Source organism: Prosthecobacter sp. (genome assembly GCF_020439865.1).
GTDB lineage: Bacteria > Verrucomicrobiota > Verrucomicrobiia > Verrucomicrobiales > Verrucomicrobiaceae > Prosthecobacter.
Genome location: NZ_JAGRPF010000051.1, coordinates 83043 through 99635, shown reverse-complemented (window position 1 = coordinate 99635; position 16593 = coordinate 83043). Strand labels below are relative to the sequence as shown.

Genomic DNA, 16593 nt, shown 5'->3' with positions numbered 1-16593 from the left:
AAAATGCTTCATCACCATCATTCGGCCACCTGTCAGCATCACGATGCGGATTCGGCACGCGAACTGGTCACAACCATGATGAAACGTGCACGGGATGCAGGCCTCCGACGAACCAACGCGCTGGAGAACATCCTCTCGATTCTCGTTCACGCCCACCAACCGCTCTCCTTGGCGGACATTGCTGAGTCACCTGACCTGACAAGCGGAGCGGATAAAGCGACGGTCTATCGAATACTGGTCAAACTGGACGAACTGAGCCTGATCCGGCGCCTCGGCCTGCATGACCGCAGCGCCTACTACACCATTCTCCAGCCTGGACGCCACGATGATTATCTCATCTGCACTCAATGCGGGCGCATTCAAACGTTGGACATCCAGTGCCCCGTAGAGGCATTAGAGAAGCAAATCGAAAAGGAGTCAGGCTTTCGTAAGCTCTACCATGAACTGGAGTTTTACGGACTATGTCCGAGTTGCTCTCCATGATGGTTTACGAGACCCGACCAAGCACCTGAGAGCTCAACAGCAAAAAAGCCCCCGCACCGGAAACAGCGCGGGGGCTCTAAAACAGACGGAAGAGATCAAGGCGAAGTTGGACCCGTGGTAATCTGATTACCACTCGAGCCCTGAGAGCCACCGCTATTGGGAGCAGGTGAACTACCACCACCAAGATTACCATCACTACTGGTCGTAGTTTGTGAATTATTTCCACCGGAACCCTGCGTCGTAGCTGAACCCGTTTGCTGCCCAGAACTGTCTGTATTGGTCACTGTCGTGGTGGTGCTACCATCAGCGGTCTTGGTTTCCGTGATCGTGGTGGTAGAACCATCCGAGTTCGAAGTTTCCGTGGTGGTGGTGGTGGTCCCCGAACTATCCACATTGACTGTAGTCGTCGTGCTACCCTGTTGAGTCGTCTGCGACACCACATTGCCATTGGCATCGGTCACAGTTGTGGTGATAACCGTGGTATCACTCTGGACAGCAGTGCCTTGCGCAATCTGCTGCTGGGCGTTATCAGGAGTCAACGGACTCTCAGCAGCACCTGCTCCGTGGGCATCTCCCACTTGAATAGTTACCGTGGTAGTCGTTCCATCTGCGTTCTGAATCGTGATTGTATTGGTCGTAACGATATTGAGCACATTGCCCTCCGCTGCCCCCGTGCACTGAAAGTCTGGCGGATTGAACTCAGGTTCCCAACGTAGCGCCAAGTAACGGGTTTTGACGGGTTTGTCAGGTGTCGCTTTCAATGCTCCCAAACCACGTGTGTCTTCAGCCACCGCAACAGGAGACTTCGAGTCGAAGTCATTTGGGTCAAACGCCATTCGTCCGCGCCAGTCTTCCTTCTCCGGAAGGTTATCGAAAGCAAAAACCTCAAAACGCACAGGTCGCGGAGAATGCACCGAGGCGAATTCATTGAGAATGCGCAATTGTCCAAAATCATAGATGATCGTCCGATACTTTTCATCAGACTCAGGGAAAGCAAACTTGTTGTAGGTCACGGCGGTATCGAGTCCGTTGGCAGGACGCGGAGCTGCATAAATGATTCGCGCACCACCAAGACCGTTGATCAAATCCATTGGCTTGCCCTGCTTTCCGTCAGGAGATTGCTTTACAGCATAGCCTTTATCAGTTTGACCTCCAAAGAAGTGAAGCGCACGGATCGTTCCGCCTTTCGACAGAGCCAGTTCAAGCTTCACAAATTTGGCCTGCATTCCGGCAAACTTAAAGTCCACAGAACGATCTGCCGCTGAGAAGACTTTTTCCTCAAGAACTGCCCAACCATGCTTGTCAGCGCTCGCGGAAAGGATCGCACGGCCTTCAATGCCATCATTTGTGAAGGATGACTGTGAAATCAGAACCGGTCTACCGAGATTGATAATTACAAAGCTCTTACCAGCAGAAACCGTGGCAGGAGCTGTAATATCGTCTATTAACAAGGCGTCAGCCCGGCCAAAACCAGAAGAACTGTCAAGCGAGGCTGCACTGTGCGCACCACTGACGGCGATATCCACCGGCTTTTCCTTGATGATCGGTATGCGCGACCATTTCGCGTGAAGGGAACCGGCGGTCAGCAGACTGCAGGCGAGGAAAATTGAGGTGGTTAGCTTCATGATCGGTTGATGAACGTTCAGGCGATGAATTGATCGTTGATTGGACAAAAAGAACCCAGCGCCTGTTTGTTTTTTTGAATCTCTGTTAGTTACACCACAAATGCCCCGCGATGTAAACACTTTTTCTGTTTCGAAGGTGGCGAAATAGAACTTGATTAATTGTATGTTCCATATATTCTATAAACATGAAATGCCCACGCTGCCTCGCTAGCATCTCACCAGCACAAAATGCCTGTTCTGCTTGCGGGTTTTCAGCCACATTGCTTAATGGTTATCTTGGAAATCAATGGGTTAAGCTGGAGCGTATTACTGACGCGGCACATTGTCTGCGACTCGAAGATGTTAGAAGAACTGAAATCATTTTGGACGATTTTGAACGAAGTTTGCCACAAGTGTTTTTTGCCGCTTACCTAGGTGTTCTACCCAAAGGTTTGAGCGTTGCCGAACTGGGGTTCTGGCTGCTGAACCAAGGAGCGTTTGTCACACATTCCGTCAGCCGACGAAACGATTTTGGGATTGTGCTGGTGGTTGATCCCGCTGAGCAGGCTGCCAGCATCACATTGGGATATGCCATCGAAAAGTATTTCTCGCCCCAAACCGTCACTCGCATGTTGCAGACTGCCGGTATTCAACTGAATAGAGGTGCTACAAGCCGGGCAATCGAAGTCGTCTGCAATCAATGTGCAGATGTGTTACGGAAGTGTGCTCATGGCATGAAACGGCAGCCTGACATATTGACCACGGGCTCCGATCTGGGGCTGCAGTCCTTGAGAGGAGGACACAGAGCCGGTTCACGACCGTTGGCTGGCTTTTCATCAGCTACAAAGCCATGATCGCATGCTCTTCTCATCACATTGAGCTTGATCGACGCTGTCGTAAATTCGTTCCGGCACTAATGCTGGCGCTCTCATGCTTGATCGCCACCGCCGAGGTTCCTCAGATTGAGGAGAAAGTCGAAAAACCAACGCTTCCGCTGCCACGCTGGAGTGAACAGGAACTCAAAACTTTTCGGAACAGTCTCCCATCGCCGGACAGCCTAGGTACCCTACTGCCTGCAAATGGCGAGCCATCCACTGACATAAACGAGTTGCTTAATACCCCGGTTGCCGACGCGCCACGTTTGGACCGTTATTTCCCCTCCCCTGATGGCGAGCTTTCCCCGCGATTGAAATCCGAAGACATGCGACTGTTTCTTCCTGAGTCGATCCTTGGTCTGCCCACTCAATCTGCTGTAAGCACCATGCGGCTGCCAACGCCGGAGTCTTCGCTCAGGGACGTCTCTTCTGAGTTCATGGCCGCTTGCTCGCGGTTTTTACCAAAGGAGTATCTTATCGACCCCGACCTTTTGGTGCCGGAAATGCAGAATCACGACATGACAAGTTTCCTTGAATTCCATGCCAAGGACGCACGAATTAAGCTTTATGTCCTGACGATCCCGCACGACCGCAAACTGCCAGAAGGCGCCAGATTGGACTCGATTGCTTCTGGGCGACTGCTGCAAACAGATGCTTGTTTGCTCGTTTATCCGCTCGCTGAGCCATGGCGTGCGCGCTTGTTTGTAAGCAAGTCAGTGCACAATCAAACCTCCACTGCATTCCTCAGTGAAACCCTCCAATCATGTCTGCATGAAGCCCTGCAGACTAGTGATTCATACGATCAACTCCACCGCTACGCCATCCACCTTTCGACTCGCTTGTTCTGGTTACAAAGAGCTCTGGGAGCGGATCCGGCCATCAAAACAGACACAGGCCTTCCCTTGGCCGAAGTGGCCCCCGACCTAATGGCGCCAGATGCTCAAAAGAGCAGTCACATCGTCGTCATCTGGGCATTTGCGATTTTGTCATCAATCGGCATCCTTGGAATCGCAGCTCGCCATATCCGCTATCGTCTGCGGCTCAGGACGCGAAATCTCGTATGGCTGCTGCCTGAACCTGATGACACCATCCCGAGGCTGGAAGGGGCATTCACTGGAGGAGGCGGGGGCATGATACGATATGCCTGAGTTCCAGCCGAGCCGAAGTTCTGTCTGATGAAACCCTCGACTTTCATAAGTTCAATTTGTCAAAACTAATACTTGAATGATAATTGTCTAAATGGGCCATAACTACTTGATGGAATGAACCCGGACACGCTCCAGTTTCAATGCGGCTTTTGTCGCACGACTTTGACTGTACCTGCACAAATGGCGGGTGTGTCTGGCCCATGCCCCAGTTGTGGGCAAACAATCACTTCTCCCACCCCTGCGGCACCTCAGGAAACTCGGTGGGCTCAGGCACCCGCAATGCCTCAAGTCTCCACGTCGCCACCAACGTGGAACTCCCCCCCCCAATCTCTTTCAATGGGGGAATCGGCTGGTGCGAGCATGCCGTCTCAACCACCAAATTCCGGCTTGCCGCCAAAGCGCGCGCCTGGCCAACAGCCCCTTTCAACTACTCTCGGTAGTGCTGTGAACCAAGCGCCTTGGTCTTCCACCCCGTCTTCACCAGCGGGCCACGCCCCATTGGGTTCTCCTGACGCATCTTCAGGAGGAGGTGGTTTACCCAATCATTCGCGCCTCATCCCTGGTTCGCCCGCATTGCCTAACATGATGCCAGGAGGTAATCCTGGTGGCATGGCAGGTTTAAACCATCCGCTGCCAGCGTCTTCACTTCTCGGAAGGGAAGTCTCCCCGGCCCCGATTTCCCCAGTCACGCAACCACTCCAGACCGTCGGCTTGCCCTCATTGAGTCTGGGCGGAGCGCTCGGGCATGATTCGCCGTCTCCCCCTGTTCCGGCCGGGCGCAGCCTCAACAGCCTGCGTGCTCCCCGTGGAACCAATGTCATCCGGCTCGCCTTTGCCGCCATCTTCCTGATTGGCTTCCTCGGCTTGGTCGGGTTTCTCCTGAAAGACTATCTCCCGGGTTTTTTCCCCAGCCTTGTCAGCCAAGAGGCGAGTGACGAGGAGCTTACAAAAGTATCGCCACTGCTATCGGCGGAATCTGCCCCTCTGCAATCATCTCCACCTTCCAAACCAACCGAAGGTAACAGCTCAGAAGGAACGAACGCGCCACCCCTCACGGAAACAAAAATCGCTCCGTCTCCAATCGCGGTCGGCTTTGATCCCACAGAACCAGTGGCACTCAAGGCGAAGCCTGCCACGCAAGAAAAGATCGCCGCCACCAATCCCATCAGTTCCCAAGGAGCTTCTTCTTCCGTCATCGACACACCAGTGACTTCCACATCTGTTCCGGCGCAGCCGGCTGACACGCTTCTCGAAGTGCCATCCAAACCTGCGATGAATTCAGTTTCATCCACGCTTGGAAACGACTTGCCTGACAATCTGTCACAACCGCATGTGATCGAAGAGGACGATGCCCCGCCTGCGGCCAAGCCTGCGGTGAATGCGCTCAAAAATTTTCTAGCCGCCAATTCGTTCACGGAACGCCTAAAATACACCTTGGGCGCCGAGCATATGAAACCCTTGATGGAGCGCTATTACACACGCACGGCAGACGGCCCGGTGATCGTGGACAGCATCCACTTTGTTCGAATGGATCCGAATCCAGAACTCGGTTCCGGCAAACACTGCATCTTCAGCCTCGAAAACAAAACCTGGGAGTTCCCGGTGCCGGTGATGCTGGAAGAACAACCGGATGGCTTCAAGGTGGACTGGCTGGCGTTTGTTGAATTCAAAGACCGCCTGCTTGAAAAATTCTTTCAATCGTATCAGGAAGGGCCGGCTCGATTTCACGTCGGCATCATCCGCCACCACTACTTTGAAGACGGCGTGCCAAACCTTGACCGCAAGGACGCATTTCGTGTGAGCCCTGCTCCACCCAATTCATTCCAAGCATCCGTGTTTCTCGACAAAGAATCACCACTAGCCGAGGAGCTTCGCTCGCGCATGCCTTGGGAAACACACGTGTGGGCGGTTGTCGAACTTGAGTGGAAGAAACTTGGTTCACAGCAATGGGTCGAACTGAGTGCGGTCCCTCAGATGCACTGGTACTCGCTGCCCATGGTCCCTAGAGCGATCTCCACGCCGCAGAAAGCGTTCGAGAATGAAGAACTGCCACCGGGAATATCAAAAAACGGCGTCAGCGGCAAACCCGCCAACCGGCCTGCAGGCAACGAGCCTCCTCCGGGCATTCGGAAATCGGATCCCAATCTTCCCCCCACCATCAAACGTCCGCTTCCCGCAGGACGTTGAAACAAGGTGAGGAGAGATGCGGTCGGCTTGCAATTCAACTCACCTCGAGTTTGCCCGTACTGTCCCCTACTTTCTCCGCGGGGACGCCCATGCGATCCAGCATGGAAAGGTAAAGGTTGGTCATCGGCGTCTCCCCAGGAAGGACGACACGCTTGCCCGGCGTCAACGTGCCGCCGGCACGCCCAGCAAGCAGGATCGGCAGATTGTCATGGTTGTGCCGGTTGCCATCACCAATACCTCCGCCAAAGACGATCATCGAGTTGTCCAGCAAGTTGCCGTCCCCTTCCTTCACTGATTTCATCTTATCGAGGAAGTACCCGAACTGGCGCAGGTAAAACTGGTCGATCTTGGCGATCTTTTCCAACTTCTGCGGATCGCTCTGATGATGGGAAAGGTAATGATGCGCATCCGGCACTCCCAGTTCGGGGAAGCTGCGATTGCTCCCATCATGTGCAAGCATGAAGGTCGAAAGACGTGTCGTGTCCGTCTGGAACGCCAGCACCATCAGGTCAAACATGGTGCGAATGTGTTCTTCGTAGGAGTCAGGGATGCCGTCCGGAATCTTCACATCCGGCATTTCCGCTGAAAACCTCTCTGCACGTTCGATCCGTTGCTCGATGTCGCGTACAGATGAGAAGTACTCGTCCAGTTTGCGGCGGTCGCCCGCATTCACCTTGCCTTGCAGGCTTTTGGCCTCGTCCAGCACCGTATCGAGGATGCTCTTTTGCATGCGTTTCACACGCTCCGCCTCCGGCCCTCTGCCAGCCGTGGCTCCAATGCCAAACATGCGCTCAAACACCAGGCGAGGATCCATCTCGGGAGCCATCGGCATCGTCTCGTTCTTCCACGCCAGATTAAACTGGTAGGCACAGGAATAACCGGAGTCACACTTGCCCGAGCTGCGCTGACCGTCCGTGCTCAGTTCCAATGACGGCAACCTTGTGAGGTGACCAATTCTTTGCGCTGCAATCTGGTCTACCGAAATCCCAAGATGGATGTCAGCACCCGCCGTCTTCTTTGGCATGCATCCAGTGAGAAATGTCGCCGTCGCACGCGCATGGTCCCCACCACCATTGCCGTGGCTGCGTGCAAAATCCTGCATCAGCCCCGAAACCACCATGAAGTCATCGCGATGCTTTTCGATTTGCTTCAACGAAGGCGACATCTCATAACTCGCGCCTTCACCTGTCGGCATCCATTGCTCTACATTCACCCCGTTTGGAATGTATAACCACGCGGCGCGAATCGGTTTCACCGCCGGTTTGGCAGCGGCAAACGCCCGCGTGCCAAAAGATTCCAAAAAAGGCAGCGAAACCATCGAGCCAATCCCACGCAAAACGTGGCGGCGGCTGAGAGAATGGGCTGCGAGGGAGGTTTCACGAAACTCGTTCATGTTTGGTGGTCTACGGTGGGATGGGAAGAAACTTTCGTGCCAGACAATGCAACACACCGCAGCACCGTCGCGAAAGTAGTTGAAATTCAGCGCCGTCACGGCCCGATTAATGGCTCCCTGCAAAACCCACCCATAAAAATATGAAGATCACCCGCCACCTACTCACCGCCATTGCCGCATTCACCCTTTCGGCCCAAGCCCAGGATGCTGATGTCGCCGTCATCGAGCTCAAGCCCAGCACCAATCCTTCGGCCCCCCTCGCCTATGAAACCACCGAGCTCTCAGTCAAAGCCGGACAGAAGGTGAAGCTCACCCTGAACAACACCGGCGGCGTTCTACCGCAGCCGCACAATTTCCTTCTCCTCAAACCCGGAAAGCTCGACGCTGTCGGCGCACTCGCCAACGCCATGCTGGCCGATCCTCAAGGCATGGCGAAGAGCTACATTCCTGAAGCGGCAAAGCCAGACATCATCGCCAACACGAAGCTGGTGCAGCCAAACCAGAGCGAAACCATCGAGTTCACCGCGCCTGCAGATGCCGGCGACTATCCTTACATCTGCACCTTCCCCGGCCACTGGATGCTGATGCGCGGTGTGATGCACGTCACGAAGTAGTCCTCCACACCCAACGCGCACCTTCATGAAACGTTTCCTCATCACCTCGCTTGCTGTCATCAGCACTGCAGCTGCTTCGCTCGCCGAAGATACCACTCCTCTCGAGGCCGCAGGCCTCACCTTCCAATACCCTTCCGCCTGGACCAAATCTGCCACCACCAGCATGATGCGGGTCGCCACGCTTGAAGCAAAAGTGGAAGGGGCGGAAAAACCGCTCGAAGTCGCATTCTTCAGCTTCGGAGCGGCGGGTGGGGTGAAAGCCAATGTAGACCGCTGGCTCGGCCAGTTCGCGCCTGAACCCAAGGCTGAGAGCAAAGTGGAAGAAATCGATGCAGGAGGTACAAAGGTCACATTGGTCGCAGCCACCGGGACTTACAACGACGGCCCCCCGATGGGTGCCAAGACCCCCAAGGCAGACTACACGCTGCTTGGAGCCATCATTCCGGCTGGAGAAAACAATGTCTTCATCAAGCTCACAGGTCCCAAAGACGCTGTTGCCAAACTGAACGACATCTTCAGAAAGCTCGCGACCAGCCCCTTTGCGAAGTAGTCGCTGTTCAAATTTGAGTCATTCACAAAAGGCGAACGGGAACACCGTTCGCCTTTTTTGTGCACGCATGGTCATGTGCATCTTTTCTCCTTCGAGAGTCTCATTCGTGCGGAGTCAGTCATTGGCGACCAAATCAAAACCAGAGTTGGCACGCGCAATGCTTAGCACTGGTATCGGAGTTCAATCCAATCACCGACTTATGCTCAAACACACACCAACACGAATCTGGAGCGGTCTTGCCATCACGGCAATGGCTGCCATCACCACACTCGCATTCAGCCTCGGCGAAGTCCGTGCTCAGGATGCAGCACCTGCACCAGCCCCTGCTGCCGCGGCACCTGCTCCCGCTCCGGAGCCAGCCGCCGCTCCGGCCCCCGCTGCAGCTGCCGAAGCAGCGCCAGCCGGCCCCTCGGTCGAACTCTTCACCACCAACAATCTTTGGATGATGATTGCCGCCTCTTTGGTGTTCATCATGCATCTCGGGTTCGCCTGCGTTGAATCGGGCCTCACCCAGTCCAAGAACACGGTGAACATCCTGTTCAAGAACACCCTCATTCCTTGCATCGGACTGCTCACCTACGCCCTCTGCGGTTTCAATCTGATGTATCCTGGATTTGCAGACGGTGACTCCCAGTTCTGGTTCAAGTTCGCCGGCTTTGGCATCACGACGGACGCCGCCGGTCTCACCTCCGCCTACAACGTCGGTTACACCTACTGGACCGATTTCCTCTTCCAGGCCATGTTCGCCGCCACTGCCGCCACCATCGTCTCCGGTGCCGTTGCCGAACGCGTGAAGCTCAGCACCTTCATGGTGTTCTCTATCATTTTCGTCGCCATCTGCTATCCGATCGCCGGCAGCTGGAAGTGGGGCAACGGCTGGTTGAACCGCCTTGAGACTCCCTTCTATGACTTCGCAGGTTCCACGCTCGTCCACTCGGTGGGCGGCTGGGGAGCCCTCGCCGGCATCCTGCTCCTTGGGGCTCGTCGTGGCAAATACACCTCCGATGGCAAGACCAAGCCCATCCTCGGTCACAGCATGCCGCTGGCAACCATCGGCGTCTTCCTTCTCTGGCTCGGCTGGTTCGGATTCAACGGCGGTTCGGTGCTTTCCGCTGATCCTGGTCTGGTTTCCCTCACGCTCGTGACCACCTGCCTTGCGGCCGCCGCCGGTGGTGTTGCCGCAGCCCTCGCCTCGGTCATCTTCCTCAAGAAGCCTGACCTCTCCATGGCCCTCAACGGCATCCTCGCCGGTCTAGTTGGCATCACCGCTGGTGCTGACCAGATGGCAGCTGGAAGCTCGATGCTCATCGGCGCCATCGCCGGTGTGCTCGTGGTCTTCTCCGTCCTCTTCTTCGACAAGATCAAGATCGACGACCCGGTCGGTGCCGTCTCCGTCCACCTTGTCTGCGGTATCTGGGGAACTCTGGCCGTCGGTCTCTTCGGTGAGAAAGCCGGCATGCCCCAGTTCATGAGCCAGCTCAAAGGCGTCATCGCCTACGGCGTGTTCACCTTCATCTTCGCCTTCGTCCTTCTCCTGATCCTCAAGATCATCATGGGACTCCGTGTCACCCCCGAGGAAGAATCCGAGGGCCTCGACATCGGCGAGCATGGCAACGTGGCCTACCCGAACTTCCAGGCAAACCACTAAGTTTCGGCTGCCCAAAGGCAGTTTGATCAACTCCTCTAACTCCCCGGCACGCTCTGCGGCCGGGGAGTTTTTTTTGATATTGGCACACCGCCTGCTTTTGCGAGCCCTATCCGCCAAAAGTGTCGCCAGACGGCGCTTCAGACGGGCACACCACCAACCCATTCCAACCCAATGACTCGACACCAGTCCCTCTGGCGCACTTTTATGTGCGGTCTCCTTGCCACATCCGTTCTTTGCAGCGGAGTTCTCCTCGCCCAGGACGCTGCCCCGACACCAGCATCAGCCGCCGCCCCCACAGGCCCCACCATCGAACAACGCGTCTTCGACCTCGAAAAATACGTCACCAACGGCCAGGCCGGCAAAGACGGTGACAAAGAATGGACCTCGAACATCGCGGGCCCCGGCCCGGGCCACAACGCCTGGCAGATGGTCAGCACCGCGCTCGTGATTTTCATGACACTCCCCGGCCTCGCCCTGTTCTACGGTGGTCTGGTGCGCAAAAAGAATGTCCTCTCCGTCATCGCGCAGTGCATGGGCATCGCAGGCCTGGTCACCATCCTCTGGTGGGCCTGCGGTTACAGCCTCTCCTTCGGTGCGGGCAACGCCTTCATCGGCGACCTGCAGTACAAGATGTTCGAAGGCGTCTCCCCTTACGCCTCCGGTGCGGGCTACTGGTGGATCTCGGACTCCATGTGGGCCATGTTCCAGCTCAGCTTCGCCATTATCACACCGGCGCTCATCATCGGCGCCATCGCCGAGCGCATGAAGTTCCTCGCCGTCATGGTCTTCGTCGCCATCTGGATGTTCGCCGTCTATTTCCCCTTCGCTCACATGGTTTGGAGCGGCACCGGTTTCATGTGCGGTCCTTTGAACGCAGATGCAGGCATCAAAGCCATCGACTTCGCCGGTGGCACCGTCGTTCACATGACCTCCGGCTGGAGCGCGCTCGTGCTCTGCATCATCCTCGGCAAACGCAAAGGCTACGGCAAAGACTCGATGGCTCCCCACAGCATGGTGCTCTGCGCCGTTGGCACCGGCATGCTCTGGGTCGGCTGGTATGGCTTCAACGCCGGCTCCGCCCTTGGTGCTGACGGCATCGCCGCCAACGCCTTCACCACCACCACGCTCGCTGCCGCCACCGCAGGCTTCGTCTGGGCCGTCGCCGAGTGGATCGTGCGTGGCAAGCCCTCCGTGCTCGGCTTCTGCTCCGGCATCGTCGCCGGTCTCGTCGTCATCACCCCGGGTGCGGGCTTCGTCACCGCCACCTCCTCCGTCATCATCGGCGTGTTCGCGGGTGTGATCCCCTTCCTCGCTGTCGCCTACCTGAAGAAACTTCTAGGCTACGATGACGCTCTCGACACCTTCGGCGTGCATGGCGTTGGTGGCACACTCGGCGCCATCCTCACCGGTGTGTTTGCCAGCAAGGAAGCCAATCCCGGCATTGAAGGCCTTCTCAACGGCCTCGTCGGCGAGCAGCTCAAAGCCGTCGGCCTCACCATCGTCTGGAGCGTCGTCGCCACCGTGATCATCTCCTTGGTGGTCAAAGTGGTCGTCGGACTGCGTGTCGATCCTGAAGTGGAAAGTCAGGGCCTGGACCTCGCCGAACACGGCGAAGCAGGCTACGAACACTAACCGCAGCGCAGGCATCCCCTGCCAATTCTCGAAGCCGGGCCGGGTTCATCCCCTGCCCGGCTTTTTTGCTTCATATGCGACTGCATGGAACAGCTCCACTTCATCGTTGGATGTCAGGAACCCGCCTTCACGCCATGCAAGCTGACCTCACCCGCCGCGAATTCACCGCACTTTCCTCGTCCGGCCTCTGCACGCTGCTGACCAGTGCCGTGCTCAGAAACGCTCCCGCTGCCGGTCCGGAACCTGACCCTGCGGAAAAACGCCTCGTCATGCTCGGTCTCAATGCGCTCGCCCGGGCGCATGAGATGAATTACTTCACCGACGGCCATCGTGGCGCCGCCCTCATCTCCGCGCATCTGATGTGCGCGGACAATCACCTCGATGAGAAAGCCACCGCACGCATCGGACAGCTCTTCGATTTGAACTGGGCGCCCACCCCGCTGTGCCAGCCCTTCCCCGAGGAGGAGCCCGATCCCTCGCAGATCGCCAAAATCGGTCTCGCCCTCGCCGACGGTCGCGGTGTGCTGCGCGAAGTCGGCCACAACGCCATCTTCGCCATGCTCGCCATCAAAGGCTTCCGCATGCTTCCCGCTGCCGCCACGCCGAAGCGCATCGACGGCGTCTGCAAGCTCATCCGCGCCATCAAGCCCTGGCGCGACGAAATCGAGCCTGCCCCGGAAATCGATCCCCCTGCGTTCACCGACACGCCCGCCGCCTCAGCCTTTGTCCTGCGCGAGGCCAGTGCCGCCGTGGACCGCTTCATCGGCTACGGCCAGGGATTCACCGGTCACATGCTCACCTTCGGACAGGCCCTCGTGGAGCTCGCCGCCATGGGCGATGTCGAATGGGCCGAGGCCTGCCGCGTTTCCTTCCGCAAATACGTCACCATCGTCCGCCAGGGGCCCAAACCGGAGGACAAGAAGTACAACGAGCACAAGCCCAACCCGCTGCGCCCCAACAGCGCCGAATACTGGCAGAAGCGCGGCGACCACGCCGTCGACATCGGCCACGTCTTCAAATACCCCTACAGCTACTACGATCTCCTCCGCCACGTCGATGATCCCGCTCTGAAAAAGGAGTGGGACGCCAAAGCCTGGCATCTTTTCTAGACTTCCACCAAAGTCGCCGCGTCCAGCCTTGCCGACGAACCGAACTCTGGCTTTTTCGTGCGCATCTCACGGGATTCGTGGCAGTTAATGCCACCTCGCACCGACCTTCGTCGTTTCTCCAACGTGTCCGTCCTTAACATCCAGCCCTCATGATCGCCTGGTTCGCCCGCAACGGCGTCGCCGCCAACATCCTCATGCTCGCCGTCATGATCACCGGCGCCTGGACGCTGTGGCAGGACAAGATCCCGCTGGAGGTGTTTCAGGATGTGCCGTCACGTTTCATCTCCATCAACGTGCCCTACCCCGCCTCGTCGCCGGAGGAGGTCGAGGAAACGATCGTGCTGAAGATCGAGGAGGCCATCCAGCAGGTCGGCGGCATCAAGCACATCAATTCCACCGCAGGATCCGGCGGCGGCAGTGTTTTCATCGAAGTTCAGGAAGGACTCGATCCCCGTTCGGTGCTCGAAGACGTGAAGATCCGCGTCGATGCCATCTCCAATTTCCCCGCTCTCGCCGAAAAGCCCGTCATCCAGGTCGATGACTCCTTCCACTCCGTCATCTCCGTCATTCTCAGCGCCGACATGGCGGAGCGTGATCTCAAACGCCTCGGGGAACAGGTTCGCGACGATCTCTCCGCCCTGCCCGGCGCTTCACACGCCGAACTCGCTGGTGTGCGTCCTGATGAAATCGCGATCGAAGTCGAAGAGGAAAACCTGCGCAAGTATGGCCTCACGCTCGAAGCACTGAGTTCCGCTATCCGCAGCAGCGCCGTCGATCTTCCGGCAGGCGTCGTGCAGACCGAGGCGGGCGATGTCTCCATCCGCACGCGCGGCCGCGCCTACTCCGGCGAGGACTACGCCCGCATCCCCGTCGTCTCACGACCCGATGGCACCAAAATCACGCTGGGCGAGATCGCGAAGATCGTGGACGGCTTTAACGAAAACCCGCTCGCCGCCAAACTCAACGGCCGCCGCTGCGTCTTCATCACGGTCATGCGCGAGGGCAACCAGAACGCCATCACCATCGGCGAACGCGTCAAAGACTACATCAAGGAGACCAACAAGAGCCTGCCCGGCGGCGTGCGGCTCGATTACTGGAACGACCGCTCCAAGATCGTCAAAGGCCGCATCGATCTGCTGCTGCAGAACGCGCAGAGCTGTCTCATCCTCGTGTTCATCTGCGTCGGCCTGTTTTTGCGGCTCGAAGCCGTCATCTGGGTCGCCGTTGGCATGATCATGAGCTTCCTCGGCGCCTTCGCGCTGATGCCGTATCTCGACATCACCATCAACCTGTCCTCGCTGATGGGATTCATCCTCGTGCTCGGCATCGTGGTCGATGACGCCATCGTCATCAGCGAATACTGTGATCAGTTGAGGCGCAGCGGAATGACACCGCTCGACGCCGCCATCACCGGCACACGACGCATGGCCGTGCCCATCACCTTCGGCGTGCTGACCACCGTCATCGCCTTCCTGCCCATGGCCATCGATGGCAGCGACTGGGGCTCGATGTTCAAGCCCATCGGCATCGTCTTCATCTGCGTCATGCTCATCGCGCTGGTGGAGACGAAGCTCATTCTCCCCAGTCATCTCGCGCATCCGTTTCTCGGCCGCGCCGGTGATCTGCTGGAGCCGGTGCACCACATGTCCGGCCGCGCGCTGCAGTGGTTCATCGATTCGGTTTATCGTCCGAGCATCCGCTTCGCGGTGGCGAACTGCTACACCATGCTCGCGCTGCTCTTCGGCGGCCTGTTTCTCATGTTTGGCTTTTACTGGAGCGGCCGCATCCCCACCGCGTTCTTTCCGCGCATTCCGAGCGAACGCATCGAGTGCCGTCTGACGATGCTCGAAGGCACGCCGGTCGAGGTCACCGATGCGCAAATCGAGCGGATCTATGACATCGCCACGCAGCTTCAAAAAGAATACAGCACACCTGACGGCCGCTCCGTGGTCAATCAGATCCTCTCCATGACGGGCGGCACGCTTTCATCCCGCGGCAGCAGCTCAAAGAGCGGACAGTCCCACCTCGGCACCGTCATCATCGACACCTTCGGTCCGGAAGAGCGCCCCATGGCGGCAGACACCGTGGAGATGTCCAAGGTCTGGCGTGACCGCATCGGCCAGATCGTCGGCGCCGAAGAGCTCACCTTCCGCGCCGAGATCATGCGCAGCAGCGATCCGATCAACATTCAGCTCACCGGCACTGATCCGGTGGAGATGCTCACCTTCTCCGACAAGATCAAACAACACCTGCTTCAACTGCCCAACGTCTTCGACGTCAACGACACGCTCGATTCGGGCCGCAGTGAGATCCAGCTCCGCCTCAAGCCCGAAGCTCGCCAGTACGGTGTCACCGTGAACGACCTCGCACGCCAGGTGCGCCAGTCTTTCTACGGCGATGAAGTGCAGCGCATCCAGCGCGGACGCAACGAGGTCAAAGTCATGCTGCGCCTTCCGCGCGAAGACCGCAAAAGCCTCGCCACGCTCGACTCCATGCGCGTGCGTCTGCCGGACGGACTCGAGATGCCGTTCAATCGCGTCGCGGAAGCAAGCGTCGTGAAATCCTTCACCAGCGTCAAACGTGTGGACCGTCGCCGCGCCATCAACGTCACCGCCGACGTGGACAAGAAAAACACGGACATGGAAATCCTCCGCTCCGGACTCACCAACTTCATGAACGAACTCCTCGCCGGCCACAGCCACATCCGCTGGAGTTTTGAAGGAGAGGCCCGCGAACAAAAGGAGAGCGTCTGGAACATGCTCGTCTCCATTGGTCTGGTGCTTGCTGCCATGTATGCCCTCATGGCCATTCCGTTCCGCAGCTACACCCAGCCTTTCATCGTGCTGCTCGTCATCCCCTTCGGCGTCGTGGGTGCGGTCATCGGCCATTTGTTTCATGGTCTGCCGCTCAGCATCATGAGTTCGTTCGGCATGCTGGCGGTCTGCGGTGTCGTGGTGAACGACACGCTCGTGCTGGTCGATGAGATCAATCACCTCAAGGAAGAAGGCGTTCCGATTGGTGAAGCCGTGCAGCAGGGCGGCCTCCTGCGCTTTCGCGCCATCTTCCTCACGCAGATCACCACGTTCTTCGGCCTCGTCCCGCTCATCTTCGACGGCACCTGGCTTGCCAAAGTCGCGCCGTTCTTTTTCAGCAACGGTGCGCAGAGCACCCACGCGCAGTTCCTCACGCCCGTCTCTGTCGCGATGGGTTACGGCAGCCTCTTTGCCACCATCATCACCCTGTTCCTCGTGCCGCTGTGCTACATCGCCGTCGAGGACGTCAAAGGCTGGTTCTTTGCCCCCACCAAGAGTTCCGAACTTCCGGCAATGCCCGCCGCCGAAGCATCCTGA

General features: G+C 57.6%; 12 protein-coding genes. 10 read left to right on the top strand and 2 right to left on the bottom strand.

Annotation, left to right across the window (positions count from 1 at the left end):
* Positions 1-75: 75 nt before the first annotated feature.
* Positions 76-483: a Fur family transcriptional regulator gene (locus KDL09_RS05015; RefSeq protein ID WP_294382177.1), complete on the top strand. Its 408-nt coding sequence runs from the start codon at positions 76-78 to the stop codon at positions 481-483.
* 95 nt (positions 484-578) lie between these two features.
* Here the strand turns inward: KDL09_RS05015 and KDL09_RS05010 are convergent, their stop codons facing one another.
* Positions 579-2108, bottom strand: coding sequence for a hypothetical protein (locus KDL09_RS05010; protein WP_294382174.1), 1530 nt, complete (start codon positions 2106-2108; stop codon positions 579-581).
* A gap of 185 nt (positions 2109-2293) precedes the next feature.
* On the opposite strand from KDL09_RS05010, the gene KDL09_RS05005 reads away from it, so the two are divergent.
* The 3 genes from KDL09_RS05005 to KDL09_RS04995 all read left to right on the top strand — a co-directional run bounded on the left by KDL09_RS05005 (position 2294) and on the right by KDL09_RS04995 (position 6297).
* Positions 2294-2941, top strand: a complete 648-nt coding sequence (locus tag KDL09_RS05005) for a hypothetical protein (RefSeq protein WP_294382171.1) — start codon at positions 2294-2296, stop codon at positions 2939-2941.
* Positions 2942-3021: 80 nt separating this feature from the next.
* Positions 3022-4110 (top strand): hypothetical protein, encoded by a 1089-nt coding sequence (locus KDL09_RS05000; protein WP_294382170.1) that lies wholly within the window; start codon positions 3022-3024, stop codon positions 4108-4110.
* A 279-nt stretch (positions 4111-4389) separates the two neighbouring features.
* Positions 4390-6297, top strand: a complete 1908-nt coding sequence (locus tag KDL09_RS04995) for a hypothetical protein (RefSeq protein ID WP_294382166.1) — start codon at positions 4390-4392, stop codon at positions 6295-6297.
* A 34-nt stretch (positions 6298-6331) separates the two neighbouring features.
* Here the strand turns inward: KDL09_RS04995 and KDL09_RS04990 are convergent, their stop codons facing one another.
* Complete coding sequence (locus KDL09_RS04990) at positions 6332-7690, bottom strand: DUF1552 domain-containing protein (RefSeq protein WP_294382163.1); 1359 nt, start codon at positions 7688-7690, stop codon at positions 6332-6334.
* A gap of 140 nt (positions 7691-7830) precedes the next feature.
* Here KDL09_RS04990 and KDL09_RS04985 point away from each other — a divergent pair, with 140 nt between their 5' ends.
* From KDL09_RS04985 to KDL09_RS04960, 6 genes are all read left to right on the top strand, one after another.
* Positions 7831-8304, top strand: coding sequence for a plastocyanin/azurin family copper-binding protein (locus KDL09_RS04985; RefSeq protein WP_294382160.1), 474 nt, complete (start codon positions 7831-7833; stop codon positions 8302-8304).
* A 25-nt stretch (positions 8305-8329) separates the two neighbouring features.
* Positions 8330-8854 carry a hypothetical protein gene (locus tag KDL09_RS04980; protein WP_294382157.1) on the top strand — a complete coding sequence of 175 codons (525 nt, stop codon included), beginning with the start codon at positions 8330-8332 and terminating at the stop codon, positions 8852-8854.
* A 442-nt stretch (positions 8855-9296) separates the two neighbouring features.
* A complete protein-coding gene (locus tag KDL09_RS04975) occupies positions 9297-10502 on the top strand; it encodes an ammonium transporter (protein WP_345781073.1) in 1206 nt (401 codons plus the stop codon).
* Between the two features lie 171 nt (positions 10503-10673).
* Positions 10674-12134, top strand: a complete 1461-nt coding sequence (locus KDL09_RS04970; protein WP_294382151.1) for an ammonium transporter — start codon at positions 10674-10676, stop codon at positions 12132-12134.
* A 134-nt stretch (positions 12135-12268) separates the two neighbouring features.
* Positions 12269-13243 (top strand): hypothetical protein, encoded by a 975-nt coding sequence (locus KDL09_RS04965; protein WP_294382148.1) that lies wholly within the window; start codon positions 12269-12271, stop codon positions 13241-13243.
* A gap of 149 nt (positions 13244-13392) precedes the next feature.
* Positions 13393-16593 (top strand): efflux RND transporter permease subunit, encoded by a 3201-nt coding sequence (locus KDL09_RS04960; protein ID WP_294382145.1) that lies wholly within the window; start codon positions 13393-13395, stop codon positions 16591-16593.